At 33.2% G+C, this 20,825-nt stretch carries 19 protein-coding genes; 6 read left to right on the top strand and 13 right to left on the bottom strand.

The genetic code is table 11. From position 1 onward, the window contains the following. Positions 1-7: 7 nt before the first annotated feature. From lpxD (ACFSX9_RS03765) to gyrA, 4 genes are all read right to left on the bottom strand, one after another. On the bottom strand, positions 8-1,030 hold the full coding sequence (lpxD, locus tag ACFSX9_RS03765; RefSeq protein ID WP_379804594.1) for a UDP-3-O-(3-hydroxymyristoyl)glucosamine N-acyltransferase: 1,023 nt from the start codon (positions 1,028-1,030) through the stop codon (positions 8-10). 119 nt (positions 1,031-1,149) lie between these two features. After that, a complete protein-coding gene (locus ACFSX9_RS03770) occupies positions 1,150-2,388 on the bottom strand; it encodes an HD domain-containing protein (protein WP_379804597.1) in 1,239 nt (412 codons plus the stop codon). Positions 2,389-2,489: 101 nt separating this feature from the next. After that, positions 2,490-3,596 carry a hypothetical protein gene (locus tag ACFSX9_RS03775; RefSeq protein WP_379804599.1) on the bottom strand — a complete coding sequence of 369 codons (1,107 nt, stop codon included), beginning with the start codon at positions 3,594-3,596 and terminating at the stop codon, positions 2,490-2,492. Between the two features lie 62 nt (positions 3,597-3,658). Then, positions 3,659-6,256, bottom strand: a complete 2,598-nt coding sequence (gene gyrA, locus ACFSX9_RS03780) for a DNA gyrase subunit A (protein ID WP_379804602.1) — start codon at positions 6,254-6,256, stop codon at positions 3,659-3,661. A 255-nt stretch (positions 6,257-6,511) separates the two neighbouring features. On the opposite strand from gyrA, the gene ACFSX9_RS03785 reads away from it, so the two are divergent. Continuing rightward, on the top strand, positions 6,512-9,064 hold the full coding sequence (locus ACFSX9_RS03785) for an ATP-dependent Clp protease ATP-binding subunit (RefSeq protein WP_379804604.1): 2,553 nt from the start codon (positions 6,512-6,514) through the stop codon (positions 9,062-9,064). Positions 9,065-9,131: 67 nt separating this feature from the next. Here the strand turns inward: ACFSX9_RS03785 and ACFSX9_RS03790 are convergent, their stop codons facing one another. After that, entirely contained in the window at positions 9,132-10,157 is a 1,026-nt protein-coding gene (locus ACFSX9_RS03790; protein ID WP_379804607.1) for a threonine aldolase family protein, read from the bottom strand. Between the two features lie 151 nt (positions 10,158-10,308). On the opposite strand from ACFSX9_RS03790, the gene prfB reads away from it, so the two are divergent. The 4 genes from prfB (at position 10,309) to ACFSX9_RS03810 (ending at position 14,741) form a co-directional block, all read left to right on the top strand. Further along, positions 10,309-11,404 (top strand): peptide chain release factor 2 gene (gene prfB, locus ACFSX9_RS03795; protein ID WP_379804609.1). Its coding sequence is split into 2 segments (ribosomal slippage): positions 10,309-10,371 and positions 10,373-11,404, totalling 1,095 coding nucleotides; the frame shifts between segments, so codons are not numbered across the junction. Between the two features lie 175 nt (positions 11,405-11,579). Beyond that, positions 11,580-12,578, top strand: a complete 999-nt coding sequence (lpxD, locus tag ACFSX9_RS03800) for a UDP-3-O-(3-hydroxymyristoyl)glucosamine N-acyltransferase (RefSeq protein WP_379804612.1) — start codon at positions 11,580-11,582, stop codon at positions 12,576-12,578. Positions 12,579-12,610: 32 nt separating this feature from the next. Beyond that, positions 12,611-13,018 (top strand): inner membrane protein YiaA, encoded by a 408-nt coding sequence (yiaA, locus tag ACFSX9_RS03805; protein WP_379804614.1) that lies wholly within the window; start codon positions 12,611-12,613, stop codon positions 13,016-13,018. Positions 13,019-13,112: 94 nt separating this feature from the next. Continuing rightward, positions 13,113-14,741 carry an acyl-CoA carboxylase subunit beta gene (locus ACFSX9_RS03810; RefSeq protein WP_379804616.1) on the top strand — a complete coding sequence of 543 codons (1,629 nt, stop codon included), beginning with the start codon at positions 13,113-13,115 and terminating at the stop codon, positions 14,739-14,741. A gap of 354 nt (positions 14,742-15,095) precedes the next feature. Here ACFSX9_RS03810 and ACFSX9_RS03815 read toward each other — a convergent pair whose 3' ends face one another. Continuing rightward, complete coding sequence (locus ACFSX9_RS03815) at positions 15,096-15,326, bottom strand: type II toxin-antitoxin system RelE/ParE family toxin (RefSeq protein WP_379804665.1); 231 nt, start codon at positions 15,324-15,326, stop codon at positions 15,096-15,098. 44 nt (positions 15,327-15,370) lie between these two features. Further along, positions 15,371-15,607, bottom strand: a complete 237-nt coding sequence (locus ACFSX9_RS03820; RefSeq protein WP_379804619.1) for a hypothetical protein — start codon at positions 15,605-15,607, stop codon at positions 15,371-15,373. Positions 15,608-15,663: 56 nt separating this feature from the next. Here ACFSX9_RS03820 and ACFSX9_RS03825 point away from each other — a divergent pair, with 56 nt between their 5' ends. Next, positions 15,664-17,334, top strand: a complete 1,671-nt coding sequence (locus tag ACFSX9_RS03825) for a pseudouridine synthase (RefSeq protein ID WP_379804622.1) — start codon at positions 15,664-15,666, stop codon at positions 17,332-17,334. A gap of 66 nt (positions 17,335-17,400) precedes the next feature. Here the strand turns inward: ACFSX9_RS03825 and ACFSX9_RS03830 are convergent, their stop codons facing one another. From ACFSX9_RS03830 to ACFSX9_RS03855, 6 genes are all read right to left on the bottom strand, one after another. Next, positions 17,401-17,778, bottom strand: a complete 378-nt coding sequence (locus ACFSX9_RS03830) for a GreA/GreB family elongation factor (RefSeq protein ID WP_379804625.1) — start codon at positions 17,776-17,778, stop codon at positions 17,401-17,403. Positions 17,779-18,296: 518 nt separating this feature from the next. Then, on the bottom strand, positions 18,297-18,791 hold the full coding sequence (locus ACFSX9_RS03835) for a hypothetical protein (RefSeq protein WP_379804628.1): 495 nt from the start codon (positions 18,789-18,791) through the stop codon (positions 18,297-18,299). A 229-nt stretch (positions 18,792-19,020) separates the two neighbouring features. Continuing rightward, the gene (locus ACFSX9_RS03840; RefSeq protein ID WP_379804630.1) at positions 19,021-19,176 is read right to left on the bottom strand and encodes a lmo0937 family membrane protein; all 156 of its coding nucleotides are present in this window, start codon (positions 19,174-19,176) and stop codon (positions 19,021-19,023) included. 42 nt (positions 19,177-19,218) lie between these two features. Further along, positions 19,219-19,887, bottom strand: coding sequence for a porin family protein (locus ACFSX9_RS03845; protein ID WP_379804632.1), 669 nt, complete (start codon positions 19,885-19,887; stop codon positions 19,219-19,221). Next, positions 19,877-20,314 carry a sll1863 family stress response protein gene (locus ACFSX9_RS03850; RefSeq protein WP_379804634.1) on the bottom strand — a complete coding sequence of 146 codons (438 nt, stop codon included), beginning with the start codon at positions 20,312-20,314 and terminating at the stop codon, positions 19,877-19,879. The genes ACFSX9_RS03845 and ACFSX9_RS03850 overlap by 11 nt, the downstream gene beginning before the upstream one ends. Before the next feature lie 58 nt (positions 20,315-20,372). Further along, positions 20,373-20,561 (bottom strand): CsbD family protein, encoded by a 189-nt coding sequence (locus ACFSX9_RS03855; protein ID WP_379804636.1) that lies wholly within the window; start codon positions 20,559-20,561, stop codon positions 20,373-20,375. Positions 20,562-20,825 lie beyond the last annotated feature (264 nt).

A 20,825-nucleotide genomic window follows, 5' to 3' on the forward strand; every position in this document is an offset into this window, starting at 1 on the left:
ATTCAATTTATATATTATTGTTTTTCTTAATTTCTTCTAAATCTGAAACAATTTTTGGTAGATTTTTAAAGTGCACATATGATTTTGCAAAATCTCCAAAATTGAATGCTGGACTTCCTTGTACTACTTCATCATCTCCCACATTTTTCCCAATCCCTGATTGTGCTTGGATCTTTACATTATCACCTATTACTAAATGACCTGCAAAACCAACTTGCCCACCAATCATTCCATGCTTACCAATCTTTGTTGAACCTGCAATTCCGGTTTGAGCAGCAATCACTGTATTTTCGCCAATTTCAACATTGTGCGCTACTTGAATGTGATTGTCTAATTTTACACCATTTCTAATAAAAGTAGAGCCTAATGTTGCTCTATCAATAGTTGTGCAAGAACCTATTTCAACGTCGTTTTCAATAATTACATTTCCAATTTGCGGTATTTTCTTAAAAGTACCGTCTTCTTGTGGTGCAAATCCAAAACCATCTGAACCTATAATAGCGCCAGAATGAACGGTGCAATTATTTCCAATTACAGTTTCAGAATAGATTCTAACGCCTGCAAAGAAAACACAATTATCACCAATTGTCACATTGTCCCCTATAAAACTATTTGGATAGATTTTTACATTGTTTCCAATAATGACATTTTTACCCACGTAGCTAAAACTTCCTAAATATAAATCAGTACCATAAGATACATTTTCAGAAATAACTGAAGGTTCCTCTATTCCTGATTTCATCAATTTCACTTGATTGTAGTATTCTAATAATTTTGAAAATGATTCATAGGCATCGTCAACTTTAATCAAAGTAGTTGTTATTTCTTGTTCAGGCTCAAAGGTATTACTAACGATAGTAACGGTTGCTTGGGTAGAATAGATAAAATTCAAATATTTAGGATTTGCTAAAAAAGTAAGCGATCCTTCGGTTCCTTCTTCTATTTTAGACAATCTATAAACTTCAGCATTAGGATTACCTATTACTTCACCTTGTAAAATACCTGCTATTTGCGCTGCTGTAAACTTCATTTTAAAAGTAATGTTTATTCCGTTTTTGACAGAATGATAAATATAAAACGACTCAAAAGTATCAAATATACAAATTTGAGTATTTCAATTGGACAAAAATATAAAAATTAATTATAATGTTAAGATTCTAGTATCACTTTCGGAAAACAAATGTAATACTTAGTCACTTCTTTTGACAATGCTTTCAAGTACATCTGGTCTGAAGCTTCGACAACATCTTCAATGCTTTTATCCTTTTTTAGAATATAAATAGGTTCGATTGATTTATTATAAGCTTGGTTTTTAATCTTCCCTTTAAATACAAAATAATCTGCTTCTTTTTCGGTTATATTCTCCTTATTTATGAATTTATTCTTAAGTTCTAATAACCTGTCTTTGTCTGGTTTATCTTCGGTCATTTGAATCTTTAGTAAATCACGATTAAGGATCATTCTACATAAATTATGCAACACATAATCCTCATTAAATTGCCATGATTTGATAGCTCCCATAACATCATAATCATCCAAATAAGAAAATTTATCTAAGACAGTTTTATCGAAGTCTTGCAGTGTAATTTTGTACTGCATGAAGAATTGCAAAGATTCACTGCAAGGTAAAACGATACCTTTTTGCGTTAATTCTTTTGCTCTTTTTAATATTTTTGTCAGTATTAGCTCTGCGACAACACTAGTTTTATGCAAATAAGTCTGCCAATACATCAATCTTCGGGCTACTAAAAATTTTTCTACGGAATAAATCCCTTTTTCTTCGATCACCAAGATGTCATCTTGAACATTCATCATCTGAATTAATCGGTCACTATTTATATTCCCTTCGGCTACACCGCTATAAAAACTATCTCGTTTAAGGTAATCCATTCGATCCATGTCAAGTTGACTTGATATCAATTGAAGCATAAATTGTCGTTGATATTCTCCTTTAAAAACTTGAATCGCCAATGATAATTCTCCATTAAACTCTTTATTCAATTGCTCCATAAAAAGTAACGACAATTCCTCATGATGCACTTCCTCAACAATGCTGTGTTCCATTGCATGACTATATGGCCCATGACCAATATCATGCAAAAGAATCGCTATGTAAAGCGCATTTTCTTCTTTTAGCGAAATAGAAACACCTTTGAATTTAAGCGTATGAACTGCTTTTTGCATCACATGCATACAACCTAAAGCATGATGAAATCTCGTATGATGCGCGCCAGGATAAACCAAATAAGACATACCCATCTGTGAAATTCTACGTAACCTTTGAAAATATGGATGTTGAATTAAATCATAAATTAACGCATTAGGAATGGTAATAAAACCATAAATAGGATCGTTTATTATTTTTAGTTTATTAGTTTGAGCCGTCATATAAAATTTTGAATTACAAATGTATGGAATTTAAGAAGAAGATATAAATGAAAAAGGTGCTAGAATTAAATCTAGCACCTTCTCTATATAAAAAACATATCTTATTTTAGGGATTTAACTTTTTCAGTTTGTCCCGTAACTTCGTATCCTAATTTTAAAACACTTCTGGTATTTGCATCATCTGGTTTGATTGAGTATGCTTTTTCAAATAAAGGAATTACCTTACTGAACATTTCTTTTCTTTTAGCTACTAATTCAGGCATTTTCTTGTCATTAGCACTAATTGCATTCATTTCATCAACTAATTTAGATTCATCAGCCAGGCCAGCGAACCCTTCATTGTAGTAGATACTAAATTCTCCTGTTTTTAATTCGTTATCATTTGGCAACAACAATCTAGCGCCCGCATAAGCTTCTTTGGCCTTAGCAAGTTCACCGTTTTGATCATATAAAATTGCAAGCATCTTTAAAACTTCTGGTTTCATTTTGCTAACTTTTTCATCTCTAGGTTTTTCATAAACGCCTAATCCTATGAATTTTGTTCTATTTTCCTTTGTAAGTAAATCCTCTTCTTTTCCAGTCGCTTTATTTACAGCATAATAATGAACACTATTATTTAAATAGTCACTTTTATAAAGCTCTTCATATCGTTTTTCACTTAATTTATAATCTTTTGACTGAATAGCTAAGAGCGCTGCATTATGAAGTGATTTACCTTCTTGTTTGGGGTCAAAAATATATAAATTATAAAAAACATCAGAACCTTCTTTGAATTTAGCTGCGCCATTTAACGACATAGCTAATGCACTTAAATTTGATTTAAATTCTATTTTTTCAGCAATTAATTCATCTGTATGAATTTTTTTACCTGATTTTTTTTCAAATTCAATAGTTTCATCAATAACAGCCCCGTATTCTTTTACGAATTCAGGAGTGTATAATTTCATTAGATCCTGAGGACTAGCTTTATCTCCTTTAGAAGCTAAAACAACGGTAGGATACATCGTTTTATAAAGTTCTGCATATACTTTATCTGATTCTTCGGTAGCTTTACTTTGCAATGCGTCACTAGCATCTTTGTACATTGCTAAATCTTTTTCAGATATCGCTTTTTTTGAGTAAATCTTTTTTAAAGTTTTCAGCTCCTCTTTTTGAGCAAACGTGGCAACTGAAAGTAATAAAGCTGCGCTTAAAATAAGTTTTTTCATAATTTTATTGTCTTGGGGTTAAACAAAAGCCCGAAAATAAATTCGGGCGTATTTACTTTTATTTATTCTTCTGTATCTTCTGGCGCTTCAATAGCTGTGCCATTTTCAACATCGCCTTCTAAACCTGTTGAACCTTCTAATTCTTCAGAACCTTCTAATTCTTCAGAACCTTCTAGCTCTTCTAAAACTTCCTCATCTTCACGAAGTACTTTTGTAACTGCAGCAATAGAATCAGATCCTTTGATATTAATAAGACGAACTCCTTGTGTAGCTCTTCCCATTACACGTAAATCAGAAACCATCATACGAATAGTTAATCCAGATTTGTTGATAATCATTAAATCATCAGCATCTGTTACGTTGTTAATAGCAATTAAAGCACCTGTTTTTTCAGTAATATTTAGTGTTTTCACACCTTTACCACCTCTATTTGTGATACGATAAACATCAACTCCGTCTTCTTCAACTAAACGCGTACGTTTTCCGTAACCGTTTTCTGTTACTACTAAGATTTGAGATTCCGCAACATGATCTTTATCAATCGAAATCATTCCAATAACTTCATCTTTGTCATCTGCTAAAGTAATTCCTCTAACTCCAGACGCAGTTCTTCCCATTGGACGTGTTTTCTCTTCTTCAAAACGAACCATTTTACCCGATTTCACAGCCAATAATACTTGACTATTTCCAGTAGTTAATTTTGCTTGGATTAATTCATCATCTTCCTTAATAGTAATAGCATTGATTCCGTTTTGACGTGGACGTGAATACTGCTCTAAAGATGTTTTCTTAACCTGACCTTTTTTAGTAGCCATAATCACATAGTGACTATTGATATACTCTTCGTTTTTCAAGTCTTGTGTACAAATAAACGCTTTTACTTTATCATCACTTTCAATGTTGATTAAGTTCTGAATAGCACGACCCTTACTTGTTTTCGTTCCTTCCGGAATTTCGTAAACACGCATCCAATAACATTTACCTTTTTGCGTGAAATACATTAAATATTGGTGATTCGTTGCTACAAACAAATGCTCTAAGAAATCTTGATCTCTTGTTCCAGCACTTTTTTGTCCTACTCCTCCTCTATTTTGTGTTTTGTATTCTGATAAAGAAGTACGTTTGATATAACCTGCATGTGAAATTGTAATTACAACACTTTCATCGGCAATTAAATCTTCAATACTTACATCACCACCAGAATATTCAATTTGAGAACGACGCTCATCGCCATATTTCTCTCTCATATCCGCTAACTCATCTTTAATTACTTGCATACGCATTTCTTCGCTTGCTAATAATTCTTTTAAGTAGGTGATCAATTTCATTATTTCTTCATATTCGCCACGAAGTTTATCTTGTTCAAGACCTGTTAATTGTCTTAAACGCATCTCTACAATCGCGCGCGCTTGAATTTCTGATAATTTAAAACGTTCAATTAAGCTTGATCTTGCTTGATCTCCGTCTTTAGAAGCTCTAATAATTTTGATAACTTCATCAATATTATCCGAAGCGATAATTAAACCTTCTAAAATATGAGCTCTTTCTTCTGCTTTACGCAAATCATATTGCGCTCTACGAATTACAACTTCATGACGGTGTTCAACGAAATAGTGAATTAAATCTTTCACATTCAACATTTGCGGACGACCTTTCACCAATGCAATATTATTTACACTAAATGAAGATTGTAATTGTGTGTATTTATATAATGTGTTCAAAACAACGTTTGGAACCGCATCACGTTTTAATTCATATACAACACGCATTCCATTTCTATCCGATTCATCTCGGATATTTGAAATACCTTCTATCTTTTTATCGTTTACTAAATCGGCAGTATGCTTAATCATATTTGCCTTATTCACTTGGTATGGAATTTCGGTAACAATAATAGCTTCTCTTCCGTTTACTTCTTCAAAACCGACTTTAGCACGCATTACTACACGACCTCTACCCGTTTTAAAAGCTTCTCTTACACCTTCCATTCCGTAGATGATTCCACCTGTAGGAAAATCGGGTGCTTTTATATAATTGATTAATTCGTCAATTTCAATTTCAGGATTATCAATATAAGCTAAAGTACCATCTATAACCTCTCTTAAGTTATGAGGCGCCATATTTGTCGCCATACCTACAGCAATTCCAGATGCACCGTTAATTAATAAGGTAGGAATTTTTGTTGGCATTACAGTTGGTTCCTGTAGCGTATCATCAAAGTTCAATTGGAAATCAACAGTTTCTTTATCAATGTCAGCTAACATTTCTTCCGAAATCTTTCTCATTCTTGCTTCGGTATAACGCATCGCTGCTGGACTATCACCATCTACCGAACCAAAGTTACCTTGACCGTCAACTAATAAATAACGCATGCTCCATTCTTGAGCCATACGCACCATTGCATCATATACTGAAGTATCACCATGTGGGTGATATTTACCTAAAACTTCTCCAACAATTCTTGCCGACTTTTTGTGGGCAGATCGTGAGTTAACCCCCAAATCATACATACCGTATAAAACTCTACGGTGTACAGGTTTTAAGCCATCTCTAACATCAGGAAGTGCTCTTGACACAATAACAGACATCGAATAGTCGATGTAAGCTGATTTCATTTCATCCTCAATGTTAATAGGAATTAACTTTTCTCCTTCTGACATAAGTAATTATATTAAAATTATGATTATTTCTAAAACGCGACAATATACGGCTTTTTTATAGGTCTAGCACAATTATTTAGGTACTAATTTGCAAATTTTATTAACAACTTTATTTACAAATAACTTGAAATTCAATGGCCATTTTTTTTGTTATTTCAATTATTTTTTGTCATTTAGCATATCAGTATAAATGAAAGGTATAGTTTTTGCATTTACCTTATCAAATTTTTACTTTTACACCTATTATATTAAATTATGGATGATAATTTTTCACCTAGAGTTAAAGATGTAATTACCTTTAGTAAAGAAGAAGCTTTACGATTAGGACACGACTTCATTGGCACCGAACATTTAATACTTGGAATACTTCGAGATGGAAATGGAAAGGCTATACATATTTTAAATAATTTAGCGGTTGACTTGTCTCACCTACGAAAAAAAGTAGAGATCTTAAGTCCAGCAAATCCTAATGGTATTCAAAATATTGAAAAGAAAAACTTACATCTTACAAGACAGGCCGAACGTGCTTTAAAAACTACTTTTTTAGAAGCCAAATTATTTAGTAACTCAGAAATTGGAACCGCTCACTTATTGCTTTGTATTTTACGAAATGATATTGACCCAACGACTAAATTGCTAAATAAAATTAAAATAGATTACGAAACCGTTAAAGAGCAATATACCGCCATGATGACAAACGAAGACGATTACATAGAAAACTTTCCAAAGGCAGAGTCTTTCAATGAAGATTCCGGACAAGATGACAGTATGAAAGATGGTGGTGGTTTTACTACGCCTCCTGCTGGAAATAAAACAAATAAAAAATCTAAAACTCCGGTGCTAGATAATTTTGGTCGTGACTTAACAGAAATGGCTGAAGAAGGCAAACTAGATCCAGTTGTGGGTCGTGAAAAAGAAATTGAGCGTGTGTCTCAAATCTTAAGCCGTAGAAAGAAAAACAATCCACTTTTAATTGGTGAACCAGGTGTGGGAAAATCTGCGATTGCAGAAGGTTTAGCACTTCGTATTATTCAAAAGAAAGTATCTCGAAATTTATTCAACAAACGTGTTGTTACACTTGATTTAGCAAGTTTAGTAGCTGGTACAAAATACCGCGGTCAGTTCGAAGAGCGAATGAAAGCTGTAATGAATGAATTAGAGAAAAATGACGACATCATCTTATTTATTGATGAAATCCACACCATTGTAGGCGCTGGTGGAGCTACGGGCTCGCTAGATGCTTCTAATATGTTTAAACCAGCCTTAGCTAGAGGAGAAATTCAATGTGTAGGCGCAACAACTTTAGACGAATACCGTCAGTATATTGAAAAAGATGGTGCGTTAGAAAGACGTTTCCAAAAAGTAATTGTAGAGCCAACATCTGTTGATGAAACGATTACGATTTTAAACAATATCAAATCTAAATACGAAGACCATCATAACGTAATTTACACCCCAGAAGCAATCGAAGCTTGTGTAAAACTTACAAATAGATATATGACGGACCGTTTTCTACCAGACAAAGCAATTGATGCTTTAGATGAGTCAGGTTCTCGTGTTCATATCATTAATATTGATGTACCTAAGCAAATTTTAGAATTAGAAAAGAAATTAGAAGAAGTTCGTGAGTTGAAAAATACGGTTGTTAAAAAACAGAAGTATGAAGAAGCTGCTAAACTTCGTGATGATGAAAAACAAATTGAAAAAGATTTAGCTATTGCGCAAGAGCAATGGGAAAAAGACGCTAAAGAAAACAAAGTAACTGTTACAGAAGATAACGTTGCCGATGTAGTTTCTATGATGACTGGAATTCCTGTAAATCGTATTGCACAAACTGAAAGTAATAAGTTAGCTAAATTACCTGAACTAATTAAAGGTAAGGTAATTGGACAAGATGAAGCAGTGATGAAAATTGCTAAATCTATCCAAAGAAATCGTGCGGGTTTAAAAGATCCAAACAAGCCAATTGGTTCGTTTATTTTCTTAGGTCAAACTGGTGTTGGTAAAACCCAATTAGCTAAAGTAATCGCTAAAGAATTATTTGATTCTGAAGATGCTTTAGTACGAATTGACATGAGTGAATACATGGAAAAATTCGCTATTTCTAGATTGGTGGGAGCGCCTCCAGGTTACGTTGGATACGAAGAAGGCGGTCAATTAACAGAAAAAGTAAGAAGAAAACCATATTGTGTTGTTCTTTTAGATGAGATCGAAAAAGCACATCCAGATGTTTTCAACATGATGCTTCAAGTATTAGACGATGGACATTTAACAGATAGTTTAGGTCGTAAAATCGATTTTAGAAATACTATTATCATCATGACTTCAAACGTTGGTGCGCGTCAGTTAAAAGATTTCGGACAAGGAGTTGGTTTTGGAACTGCTTCTAAAAATGCGCAATCGGATGAAAATTCAAAGGGTATCATCGAAAACGCCTTGAAAAAAGCATTCGCACCTGAATTTTTAAATAGAATTGACGACGTAATTGTATTTAATGCACTTGAAAAAGAAGATATCAATAAGATTATTGACATTGAATTGAATAAATTATACGATCGTGTTAAAGAAATTGGTTACGCTTTAAAACTTTCTGATAAAGCTAAAGAATACATTGCAGACAAAGGATTTGACAGACAGTTTGGAGCACGACCTTTAAAAAGAGCGATTCAAAAATATGTGGAAGATGCTTTAGCAGAAGAGATTATAACTTCTAAAATTCATGAAGGAGATCAAATCTTTATGGATTTAGATGAAGCAAATCAAGAATTGACAATTGAAATTAAGAAATTAGAAGAACCTAGCGTTTAGTTTATTACAGAATTCATATATTTAAAAAAAACTCAATCTATTTAATTATAGATTGAGTTTTTTTTTATTAGATTTCGAACTTCTGAAACACTTCAAGCACATATTCGTGCATCACTTCTTTATAATCTAAATGGGTTACAATTCGTAGTTTTCCTTGTCCCATCGAGCTAATCGCAATTCCTTTTTGTTTAATGCGCTCCACAAAAACCTTTTCATCTACAGAAGGTTGTAAGCCAAAAATCAAAATATTGGTTTCCACAGGTTCCACATTTGCAACCCACGGCATTTTTTCTAAGACATCACCTAACTCCTTCGCTCTTCTGTGATCCGTTTCTAACCTACTGATGTTGTTTTGCAAAGCATATAATCCTGCTGCAGCCAAGTAACCCGACTGACGTAAATTACCACCAAAAATCTTTCTAATGCGTAAAGCACGTTTCATATCGGCTTTCGAACCTAGTAAAACTGAACCAATTGGTGCACCTAAACCCTTCGACAAACAAACCGAAATCGTGTCAAATAATTCACCAAACTGCTTTGGATGTTGTTTTTTAGCCACTAAAGCATTCCACAATCGTGCGCCATCTAAGTGATATTTCAAATTATGTTCCACACAAACTTGCTTAATTTCTTGCAAAGTCTCAATGTCATAACAAGCACCACCACCTTTATTGGTTGTATTTTCAATACTCACTAACGAAGTTAACGGAGCGTGATAAAAATCTGGATCATTAATAGCATTTCTAACTAAATCTGCCGTAACCATTCCTCTTTTCCCATCTACCAAACAGCAAGAAACACCGCTATTGAACGAAGCACCACCGCCTTCATAATGATAAATATGCGAATATTTATCACAAATAACTTGCTCGCCGGGTTGCGTATGTAATTTAATCGCCGTCTGATTCGCCATCGTCCCACTCGGAAAAAACAACGCAGCTTCCATCCCAAACAAATTCGCTAAAGTTTCCTCCAACTCAATTACCGTTGGGTCTTGTTTGTACACATCATCACCCACTTTCGCGTTAAACATAAATTGCAACATTTCCACAGAAGGTTTTGTCACCGTATCACTCACTAAATTTATTTCCATATATCGATTAGATAGCTTAATTTTGGTCAAATTATTAGAAGCTTCATCCCGCTATCCGTTGCAATCTTTATGTTTTTAAAGAAAAAACACAAAGGATTTCCACTACTATCGGGGCTAGGGCCTCAGAATTTAAAACAAAACTACAATATTTATGATAAATACAGAACAAGTCAGAGATATTATTGATCGCCTTGGTGCGTTAAGGAGGTATCTTTGACGTTGATGCCAAAACGATTGAGATAACTAACGAAGAAGAAAAGACCTTTGCACCCGATTTTTGGAACAACGCACGTGAAGCCGAAATCATCGTCAGAAACCTACGCTCTAAAAAGAAATGGGTAGACGAATATAATAAAGGTATGGAACAAGCCGAAGAACTTCAGATTATGATGGATTTCTACAAAGAAGGCGACATTTCAGCGGAAGAAGTTGAGGCTCATTACCAAAACACAATCAATCATATTGAAGATTTAGAATTCAGAAACATGCTTTCTGATGAAGGTGACAATATGAGTGCAGTCCTTCAAATTACAGCGGGTGCCGGCGGTACCGAAAGTTGTGATTGGGCTTCTATGTTAATGCGTATGTATTTAATGTGGGGCGAAAAACAAGGCTATAAAATCAAAGAATTAAACTTTCAAGAAGGCGAAGTTGCAGGTATAAAAACTGTAACCTTAGAATTTGAAGGTGATTTTGCATTCGGCTATTTAAAAGGTGAAAACGGCGTCCATCGTTTGGTTCGTATTTCTCCCTTTGATAGTAATGCCAAACGCCATACTTCATTTGCTTCCGTTTATGTTTATCCTTTGGTAGATGATACGATTGAAATTGAAATTAATCCGGCAGATATTGAAATTACAACCGCTCGTTCTAGTGGTGCTGGAGGTCAAAATGTGAATAAAGTGGAAACTAAAGTACAATTAGTTCACAAACCAACCGGAATTCAAATCCAATGTTCGGAAACGCGTTCGCAACATGACAACCGCCAGCGTGCGATGCAAATGTTGAAATCGCAGTTGTATGAAATTGAGCTTAAAAAACAACAAGCCCAACGAAGCGACATCGAGGCAGGAAAAATGAAAATTGAATGGGGATCGCAAATACGTAATTACGTAATGCAACCTTATAAATTAGTAAAAGACGTTAGAACCGGAGTTGAAACAAGTGATGTTGATGGCGTTATGAATGGTGAAATTGATAAGTTTTTAAAAGGCTTTTTAATGATGATGGGCCAAAAAGAAGAATAATCTAAAATGATTCAAAACATAATAATCCAAATTCCACCACCGGAATTTGGATTTTTTTTTATACTACTTAAAAAAACAACAATTCACTAACAATGTTTACAAAATTTTTCAAGTTCCTACACTAAAGTTCATTTTTTTTGTATATTCGGTGCTTATACCCTATTAACTAAAAAACGTGAAACAACTATCTATCGAAGAAATCAATGAGGTCCTAAAAGGAACGATCGTTGGTACAACAAATAAAAATATTACAGCGCCAGAGCAGCTAGAATTAGCTGGTGAAACGGAGATTTCGTTTATTGGAAACAAAAAGTACGAGAAATTTTGGGAAACTTCTAAAGCTTGCGCTGCTGTTGTAAATGAAGACATTACAATTGAACCTGGAGAAAACAGAGTATTCATAAAAGTAAAAAATGCCGACTTAGCAATGTCTCAAGTTTTAGCACTTTTTGCTCCTCCTGCTCCAGTTTTCAAAGTTAATATTCATCCCACAGCAACTATTGATGAAACTGCTAAAATTGGTGAAGGTGTAAAAATTGGTGCTAATTGTTATGTGGGTCCACATGTAGTTATCGGCGAAAATTCGACTTTATATCCAAATGTTACGATATTAGACGAATGTACTATTGGTAAAAATACAACACTTTGGCCAGGCGCGGTAGTTAGAGAAAGATGTCATATTGGAAACGATTGCATCATTCATCCAAATGCAACTATTGGAGCTGATGGTTTTGGGTTTCGACCTGATCCTCAGAAAGGTTTGGTAAAAATTCCACAAATTGGAAACGTAATCATTGGAAACAATGTAGAAATTGGAGCCAATTCAAGTGTAGATCGCGGTAAATTTAGCTCAACAGTCCTAGGCGATGGTTGTAAAATTGATAATTTAGTACAAATTGGACACAATAGTAAGCTTGGAATGTTCTGTATTATGGCAGGAAATAGCGGCTTAGCGGGTTCAGTTACTCTTGGAAATGGTGTAATAATTGGCGGAAGTGCTTCCATAAAAGACCATACTACTATTGGTGATGGTGCCATTATTGGCGCGGGTTCAGGCGTTGCAGCAGATGTTGAAGCAGGGAAAACTGTACTTGGTTATCCAGCAATTGACGCTAGAGATGCGTTGAGACAATGGGCAATTTTAAAAAGATTAGTGAATGATTCAAAAAAATAACCTATTATTGTAGTTAATAAATATATAATTATATGTATCAAAAACCATCAACAGCATTCGTTGGAGCATCTTGGATTGCGTTAGCAGCAGGAGTAGTTGGCTATTTAGTCGGATTGTTTAGAGCTGAAATGCTACTAAATGAAAAAGGATATTATTTTACAGTCTTGATGTTTGGACTTTTCGGCGTTATTTCTTTGCAAAAAAGTGTTAGAGATCGTTTAGAAAATATTCCGGTTACAGATTTATATTATGGTATTTGTTGGTTTGCCACTTTATTGTCAATTACATTACTAACTGTAGGACTTATTAACGCTGCTTTGTTACCAAGTGAAAAAGGTTTTTATGCTTTTTCTTTCTTACTATCTATTTTTGGAGCCATTACGGTACAGAAAAATACAAGAGATAGTTTAGTAAAAGTCTCAAATACGAATGAGTCATAATTAACATACGTTAAAAGTATAGTAAATCCATCTAAAAAATTTATTTTTCAGATGGATTTTGTATTTTAGCCAACCAATAACACAATAGTATAGAATGGACTTAAATTTCAACAAAAACGAAGATCACAATAAATTACTAGTTTCTGATTTAAAAAAACGTTTTACCCAAGTTAAATTAGGAGGCGGTCAAAAAAGAATAGATAAACTGCACGGTGAAGGCAAAATGACAGCCAGAGAACGCATTGATTATTTACTAGATGAAAAAGCAAAAAGTATTGAAGTAGCAACATTTGCAGGAGAAGGAATGTATGCTGAACACGGTGGTTGCCCATCTGGCGGTGTAGTCGTAAAAATCGGTTATGTTTCTGGAAAACAATGTATTGTTGTGGCTAACGATGCTACAGTAAAAGCGGGTGCTTGGTTTCCTATCACAGGAAAAAAGAATCTTAGAGCACAAGAAATTGCAATGGAAAACAGATTGCCAATTATCTATTTAGTGGATTCGGCAGGTGTTTATTTGCCTTTGCAAGATGAAATTTTCCCGGATAAAGAACATTTTGGTCGTATTTTCAGAAATAACGCTATGATGAGCAGTATGGGAATTACCCAAATTGCTGCTGTGATGGGAAGTTGCGTTGCTGGTGGTGCTTATTTACCAATTATGAGCGACGAAGCAATGATTGTAGATAAAACAGGAAGTATTTTCTTAGCCGGAAGTTATTTAGTGAAAGCTGCAATTGGCGAAACTATTGATAATGAAACACTAGGTGGTGCTACAACGCATTGCGAAATTTCGGGTGTAACGGATTATAAAGCGAAAGATGATAAAGATGCTTTAGATCGTATTAAAAGTATCGTTGGGAAAATGGGTGATTTTGATAAAGCAGGATACAATCGTGTAAAATCAGAAAAACCAGCATTAGAGCCAAAAGATATGTATGGTATTTTACCAAAATCGAGATCTGAACAATATGATATGTACGAAATTATCAAACGTTTAGTTGATAATTCTGAATTTGATGAATATAAAGGCGATTACGGAAAAACTTTGATTACAGCTTACGCTAGAATTGACGGTTGGGCAGTCGGAGTTATTGCAAACCAACGTAAGATTGTAAAAAACGCGAAAGGCGAAATGCAATTTGGAGGAGCAATTTATTCAGATTCTGCTGATAAAGCCACTCGTTTTATTGCGAATTGCAATCAAAAGAAAATTCCATTAGTATTTGTACAAGATGTAACTGGTTTTATGGTTGGAAGCAAATCAGAACATGGCGGCATAATCAAAGATGGTGCTAAAATGGTAAATGCTATGGCAAATTCGGTTGTACCAAAATTCACCGTAATTATCGGAAACTCATACGGAGCCGGAAATTATGCAATGTGTGGAAAAGCGTATGATCCAAGATTAATTTTCGCTTGGCCAAGTGCTGAATTAGCGGTTATGGGCGGAACTCAAGCTGCAAAAGTATTAGCTCAAATTGAAGCTTCTTCTTTAAAAGCTAAAGGTGAAGTAATCGACGAAGAAAAAGAAAAAGAATTATTTGATAAAATTAAAGCACGTTATGACGAACAAGTTTCGCCTTATTACGCTGCTTCAAGAATTTGGACAGACGCTATTATTGACCCGTTAGAAACCAGAACCTGGATTTCTATGGGAATTGAAGCAGCGAACCACGCTCCTATCGAAAAGAAATTTAATATGGGGGTTCTTCAGGTTTAATAATATGAAAAATAAGACATACCTTTTTGGTCTATCTTTTTTGTCAAGTTTCTTTATATTTAATTTTTTGTATAAAATTTTTTATAAAATATTAATTATAGAAACTGAGTATCATCCTGAATTTAGGTTCCCTAATTCACAATGGTTATTAAAATATTTTTATGAAGGTTATCATTATGAAGCAACTTTATTAAATATGATAATAACTTTCGTAATCAGTTTATGTACAGGTTACTTATTAATTAATACTATTTGGAAATTATTCATACCAAATAATAAAATATAGTTAGAAATAATTTATCCCGAACTAGTTTCGGGATTTTTTTTGCTAGAAAAAAATATACCATTAAGTAATTACCAATTCATTTTAGTTGAATAAATATTGATAATTATAATTCTGTTTTGTTCTATCCTATAAACTACTTTAAAATTCCATTTTGAAAAATAACGAATGGTATCATCATTAAATAAAGGTTCTTTTGGGTTCCTTTCAGGAAATGTCGTTAATCCATCTCCTAAATCCAATAAAGTAGCGACAACTTTTTCAGCATTTTGAGGACTATTTTCGTAAATATAATTATAAATTTACTGAAGTGAATCCAATGAGTTTTTAGACCAAACTACTGATTTCATTTTTTGAAAATTTTATTTCTAATCACATCTGAGTTATATACTTCATCCTCTTCTGATGCTTTAAGAATATCCTCTATTTCTTTTTTATAAGCTTCAACTGACAATAATTTTCCTGAAACATGATAAATGTAACCCTCTTCATTTAGAAGTTGATCGATTTTATGTAGTAGTTGCTCATTCTGCACATCCAAAATCCTATGAATGATGCTTTTTCTGTGGGATTCAATATTCATCGTGAAACTCTTTTTATCAAAGATAGAAATTATTTCAATTCGATTATCTTTGCATCATGTCAAAAAACATCTTCCAACGTTTCCAAAGCGATATTTCAGGAATTTCATTACCTGAAAAATTTACGTTTCCCTTTTATTATGAACCGCATCAATTAAGTATAATTGCAGCAACTGCTTTGCAAGAATATTTGGAAACGCAGACCAATTTTGATCATAATTTTGGACTGCGAGAAAATCAAGAAGGTTTAGTCATTGGAAAAATGTTTGGTGTTTTAGTTTGTAAAAATTCAAAAGGCGAATTAGGCTACTTGTGGGCTTTTTCGGGGAAATTAGCTAATGGAAATCATCACGACTATTTTGTCCCGACAATTTTTGATATGCTTCAAAAAGATGGATTTTACAAAATTGAAGAAGAAACGGTAAATGTGATCAATCGAGAAATCGAACGATTAGAACAATCCAAAAATTATCTAAAAGTTATGGAAAACGTTAATCAAACCAATCTTCAAGCCGCAAGTGAAATTCAACTTCAAAAAGAACGCATAAAATCAGAAAAAATTAATCGCGATGAAAAACGAATAATTGCCGAACAAACTTTGGATTTTGAATCCTATAAATCGGTTCAAAAAGAATTGAGTGAAGCCAGTAAGCAAGAAAGCATTTTGTTAAAACAAATGACTAAATACTGGAATTTTCAGAAAGAAAATGCTAAAAATGAATTAGATAAACTCATTGCTGAAATTACAGCTTTAAAGGAACTTCGTAAACAAAAATCGAGTGCTTTACAACAACGATTATTCGATGCTTATTCGTTTTTAAATCAATCTGGTGAACGAAAAAGTATTGGTGAAATTTTCAATAACAATCCGCCTGCTGGTGCTGGAGAATGCACTGCTCCTAAATTACTACATTACGCGTTTGAAAATCACTTGAAACCAATTGCGATGGCAGAATTTTGGTGGGGAAAAGCTCCTAATTCCGAAATCAGAAAGCACAAACATTTTTATCCGGCTTGTAAAAGTAAATGTGAACCCATTTTAATGACACATATGTTGCAAGGCTTGGATATGGAAGCAAATCCGTTTGAGGAAAATCCGGCAGAAGGAAAAGAGATTATAATCGTGTATGAAGATGACGTTCTTTTAGTGATTAACAAACCTGCGGAATTTCTCTCAGTTCCTGGAAAAAAAATTCAGGATTCGGTGTACCAACGCATTAAAGATATGTATCCGAATGCAACTGGTCCACTAATTGTGCATCGTTTAGATATGTCGACTTCCGGTTTACTTTTAATTGCAAAAGATGAAGAAACGTATGTAAAACTTCAAAGTCAATTCATTAAAAGAACGATTAAAAAACGCTATGTGGCACTTTTAGACGGAATCTTGAAAGAAAAAGAAGGTTTTATTGATTTACCGCTTCGAGTGGATTTAGACGATAGACCAAGACAATTGGTTTGCTATGATCATGGAAAACAAGCGCAAACTAAATGGGAAGTTATTGAAGTGAAAAACAACCAAACGCGTGTTTATTTTTACCCTATTTCTGGAAGGACGCATCAGCTGAGAGTTCATGCTTCACATGAATTAGGATTAAAAACGCCAATTGTAGGTGATGATTTATATGGATCGAAATCGAACAGATTGCATCTTCATGCAGAGCAATTGATATTTACGCATCCAGTTACAAAAGAAATAGTAACAATTCAGGAAGTAGCACCATTTTAGTTTTCCTTACAAAAAATAAAAAAAGCCAGTGTTTAAATTTAAACTACTGGCTTTTTTTAAAATGCATTATGCAATTCTTTCCACGTTAGTGATTTCGAATTGTTTTTCTTCTTCTCCAAAATGCCATTTTACAACATCTCCAGTTTTACAACCTACTAATGCTAATCCCATTGAACCTACAATTGATTCAGTGTTATTTCTACGTTTTGCTCTAGCTGGAGCTACGAATGTATACACTTCTTCTTGATTGTTGATTAAGTTTTTAACCGTTACTTTAGCATCCACAGTTACTACGTCTAAAGGTAAACTTGCACGAACCACTTGTTTTGCATTTTTAAGCTGAGCGATTAATCTTTCTTCTTCTTGAAGTGTTACTTTTTTTCTTCTAATTAAATCTTTAATTAAATCGTATATTCCTGTTGTTAATGTGATTTCTTGAGTCATTTTTATTGTTGTTGTACCAATGCTGTGATGCTTTTTAAATAAATGCCCAAACCATATTCCTCATTTTCATATTGAATTTGAGTTACATGACAAAACAGGCACCAACTAGCTATTGATGATTAAATATTTTATATATAAGGAATCAGAAGATTTCCCTGTCTTGGGCTAGACAGGGATTAATGTACGAACTCTTTCGAGCATTTTAGGAATGAATCATCATGAAGATAAATTAAGGAAATGGTAAGCCCATCCCCATTATTTTCACGAAATGATATTTGGTTATTCATCTCTTTTTATTATAGAGTGACAAGGTACGAAAATTTGTGATGTTCCAAAAGGATTTAACAATTCATAAAGAAATTACAAAAAATAAATAGAGGAGCGAAATTGAATTCAAAATAAAATAAGATCCATAAAAAAAGGAGCAATAACTCTTGGGTCTTTGCTCCTTTTTCAATTAAAAACTAATCTAACATTTACTTTAAAGTTTGGGATGATTAGATTTTCTAAATAATATATTAACCGTTATCTTCTTCTAAATCATTGTGATTATCTCCACCAAGGCTGTAATAATTATTTTCTTCATCCTCGCTTCCTACACTTTCTTGTTGATCATCTAATTCTGAACCAGGTACATCTAAATCACCACCTAACCTATATTCCTCAGACATTTTAACAGTATTACCTCCCGTAGTTTCATCAATAATTTTTTTCTTCGTGATGTCTTCGGGATTTATTTCTGTCTCTTCTTTAAATTGCACATAGATATCTTCTGAAGGCGGATAAATCTGCTGGTCCGCATAATGAGTCTTTTGAGAATGTGTTTTAGAATATTCACTAACAATATCTTCTAAAGAAAGATAATAATCGGTTAAGCATTTAATTGTTACTTCTTCAGTATCTGTGTTATTCTGCGGCATTTCAAGAATGTACTTATTCAATTCGGGAAATTCTCTTTGAATTTTTGCTGTAATATTGGTAATGCTTTCCTGTATTTCATTTATGGTTTTCATCTTTGTATGTTTTAGTTATTTGTATCTTTTTAGAAAATAAAACTTATAACATCTTCAGGTCAATCGCGACTTTTAGAATAACTTAAAGATACATATAACACAATTACAATGCGTTATATGATTATAAAATAAAGTTATATACTTCACACTTTAACTTTAATTCACAAAAAAAAGGTTCACTTGAATGTGAACCTTTTTTGTTGAATTAATGCGGTTATTAAAACACTTGTTATAGTGGTTTACGTCCTTGAATAATTCTTAATAAGATGATAATTACTGCGATAACCAATAATATATGTATGATTCCTCCAGCACTATATCCTATAAATCCGATGGCCCATGCGATAACAAGTATCACTGCAACCAAATAAAGTAGATTTCCCATATTGTTGTTGTTTTAAGTTAGTTTAATTATTGTAGAAATACGTTAAAAACGATATCCTACTGTTGCTTGTAACCATTGATTTTTATATCTAGGTGTTGTTGATGACCCATCACCATTATTTTCTTGTAAATCCCAGTTTCCTCTGACACCTAAAACCAAATGATCAATATTTATATCAACTCCGATAGAAGCTCCAAAAGTATTTTTCCGAAGATTATCATTGTCAAATTCCTTCTCTTGTTCCACTGTGCCACCGCCAGATTTAAAAACATCTTTAGTTGATGTTAAAAAAGAAAGTTGTGGTCCTGCAAGAATAGTAATAAACTCTGATGGTTTTACTGCAAAATATAATGGAACATCAATATAAGAAGTGGTTCTTTTAAAATCATAATTTAATCCTAATAGTTTACCACTTCCTTTGAATCCTTTTTGAGAGAATAATATTTCAGGTTGAACACCGAAATAAACTCCTATAGGTATTGATAAAAAACCACCAATTGCCATTCCAAACTTTGCGTCTGCTTTGAACTCTTCGCCTTTAGTGTCATATGCATTAGCATAGTTAACACCTATTTTTGCACCAATATGGACTTTATCCCTACTGTTTGCGCCAGTATTGCTCTGAGCATTGCAGATACTAATTGATGAAATCAATAAGGTAATGACTGCGGTGGTTTTTTTAAAGTAATTCCTATTGGGATTACTTAACATTATTTTTTCCTATATCTTTTATAGAAGCACCTAATTCATCCATATCGTGGTTGAATTCACGTTTAAATGATTCCCATTTATCGCTACTTTCGTTTTTGTAATCTCTTACTTTAACTTTCATAGCTTCATTTTTAGCTTCTAAATCGTTGATCATGTTATCATATTCAACTTTTGCTTCATTCTTTTTATCTTTAGAGTAAACTTTTAAGTCAGCAATTAATTTCTCATTAGCTGTGATTTTTTCTTCAGAGTCTAATTTAAATTGGTTGTACTGCGCTTCGTAATCTGCTTCTGCTTCATCTAAGTCTTGTTGTGCGTCTACCACTTGTTCTGCTGAATCATCTACTTTTTCAGCTTCTGTTTTACAGCTTGTCATTGTTGCTACTGTCATGAACAGTGATGCAAGGATAAAGATTGTCTTTTTCATAATGTTAATGTTTAAAGGTTAAAATTTTTAATATTTGTGATTGTTAATTAATCCGTGTTTATAAATCTGAAATAATGCCGTCAATTTCCTCTTCTGATTTTCCTAACTCAATTTGTAGTCGTCCTACTATTTCATCTTTTCTGCCTTTTACCAAAAGTAAATGATCGTCTGTTAGTTCTGCAATTTTTTGTTTTAGTTTCCCTTTCATTTCTTTCCACTTTCCATCTAATTCATTTGAACTCTCCATCACTTTTCTGTTTTAGTAATTATGATATAGCAAATTTGCGATAAAAAGGAAAGCTGTGTGTTACATTAATTTCTTTATAATTTATAAAATTCACATCTGAAAGGGTATTTCGCCATAACAATACGAATATCAATATCTTTATAATCAAATAGTTATCTTTTATTTTGGCAAAAATTTAATAGGAAGTTCTATAAATACAATATTATATTTATAGCGTAATAATTACTTCTTAAATTGGTTTTACACCAATACCTTAAAATATTG

The sequence above is a fragment of the Flavobacterium ardleyense genome, assembly GCF_042686085.1.
Lineage (GTDB): Bacteria > Bacteroidota > Bacteroidia > Flavobacteriales > Flavobacteriaceae > Flavobacterium > Flavobacterium ardleyense.

Bases quoted from the DNA above. Each gene is read 5' to 3' on its own strand.
- lpxD (WP_379804594.1), bottom strand. From the start codon at position 1,030: ATGAAGTTTACAGCAGCGCAAATAGCAGGTATTTTACAAGGTGAAGTA.
- ACFSX9_RS03770 (WP_379804597.1), bottom strand. From the start codon at position 2,388: ATGACGGCTCAAACTAATAAACTAAAAATAATAAACGATCCTATTTAT.
- ACFSX9_RS03775 (WP_379804599.1), bottom strand. From the start codon at position 3,596: ATGAAAAAACTTATTTTAAGCGCAGCTTTATTACTTTCAGTTGCCACG.
- gyrA (WP_379804602.1), bottom strand. From the start codon at position 6,256: ATGTCAGAAGGAGAAAAGTTAATTCCTATTAACATTGAGGATGAAATG.
- ACFSX9_RS03785 (WP_379804604.1), top strand. From the start codon at position 6,512: ATGGATGATAATTTTTCACCTAGAGTTAAAGATGTAATTACCTTTAGT.
- ACFSX9_RS03790 (WP_379804607.1), bottom strand. From the start codon at position 10,157: ATGGAAATAAATTTAGTGAGTGATACGGTGACAAAACCTTCTGTGGAA.
- yiaA (WP_379804614.1), top strand. From the start codon at position 12,611: ATGTATCAAAAACCATCAACAGCATTCGTTGGAGCATCTTGGATTGCG.
- ACFSX9_RS03810 (WP_379804616.1), top strand. From the start codon at position 13,113: ATGGACTTAAATTTCAACAAAAACGAAGATCACAATAAATTACTAGTT.
- ACFSX9_RS03820 (WP_379804619.1), bottom strand. From the start codon at position 15,607: ATGAATATTGAATCCCACAGAAAAAGCATCATTCATAGGATTTTGGAT.
- ACFSX9_RS03825 (WP_379804622.1), top strand. From the start codon at position 15,664: ATGTCAAAAAACATCTTCCAACGTTTCCAAAGCGATATTTCAGGAATT.
- ACFSX9_RS03830 (WP_379804625.1), bottom strand. From the start codon at position 17,778: ATGACTCAAGAAATCACATTAACAACAGGAATATACGATTTAATTAAA.
- ACFSX9_RS03835 (WP_379804628.1), bottom strand. From the start codon at position 18,791: ATGAAAACCATAAATGAAATACAGGAAAGCATTACCAATATTACAGCA.
- ACFSX9_RS03840 (WP_379804630.1), bottom strand. From the start codon at position 19,176: ATGGGAAATCTACTTTATTTGGTTGCAGTGATACTTGTTATCGCATGG.
- ACFSX9_RS03845 (WP_379804632.1), bottom strand. From the start codon at position 19,887: ATGTTAAGTAATCCCAATAGGAATTACTTTAAAAAAACCACCGCAGTC.
- ACFSX9_RS03850 (WP_379804634.1), bottom strand. From the start codon at position 20,314: ATGAAAAAGACAATCTTTATCCTTGCATCACTGTTCATGACAGTAGCA.
- ACFSX9_RS03855 (WP_379804636.1), bottom strand. From the start codon at position 20,561: ATGGAGAGTTCAAATGAATTAGATGGAAAGTGGAAAGAAATGAAAGGG.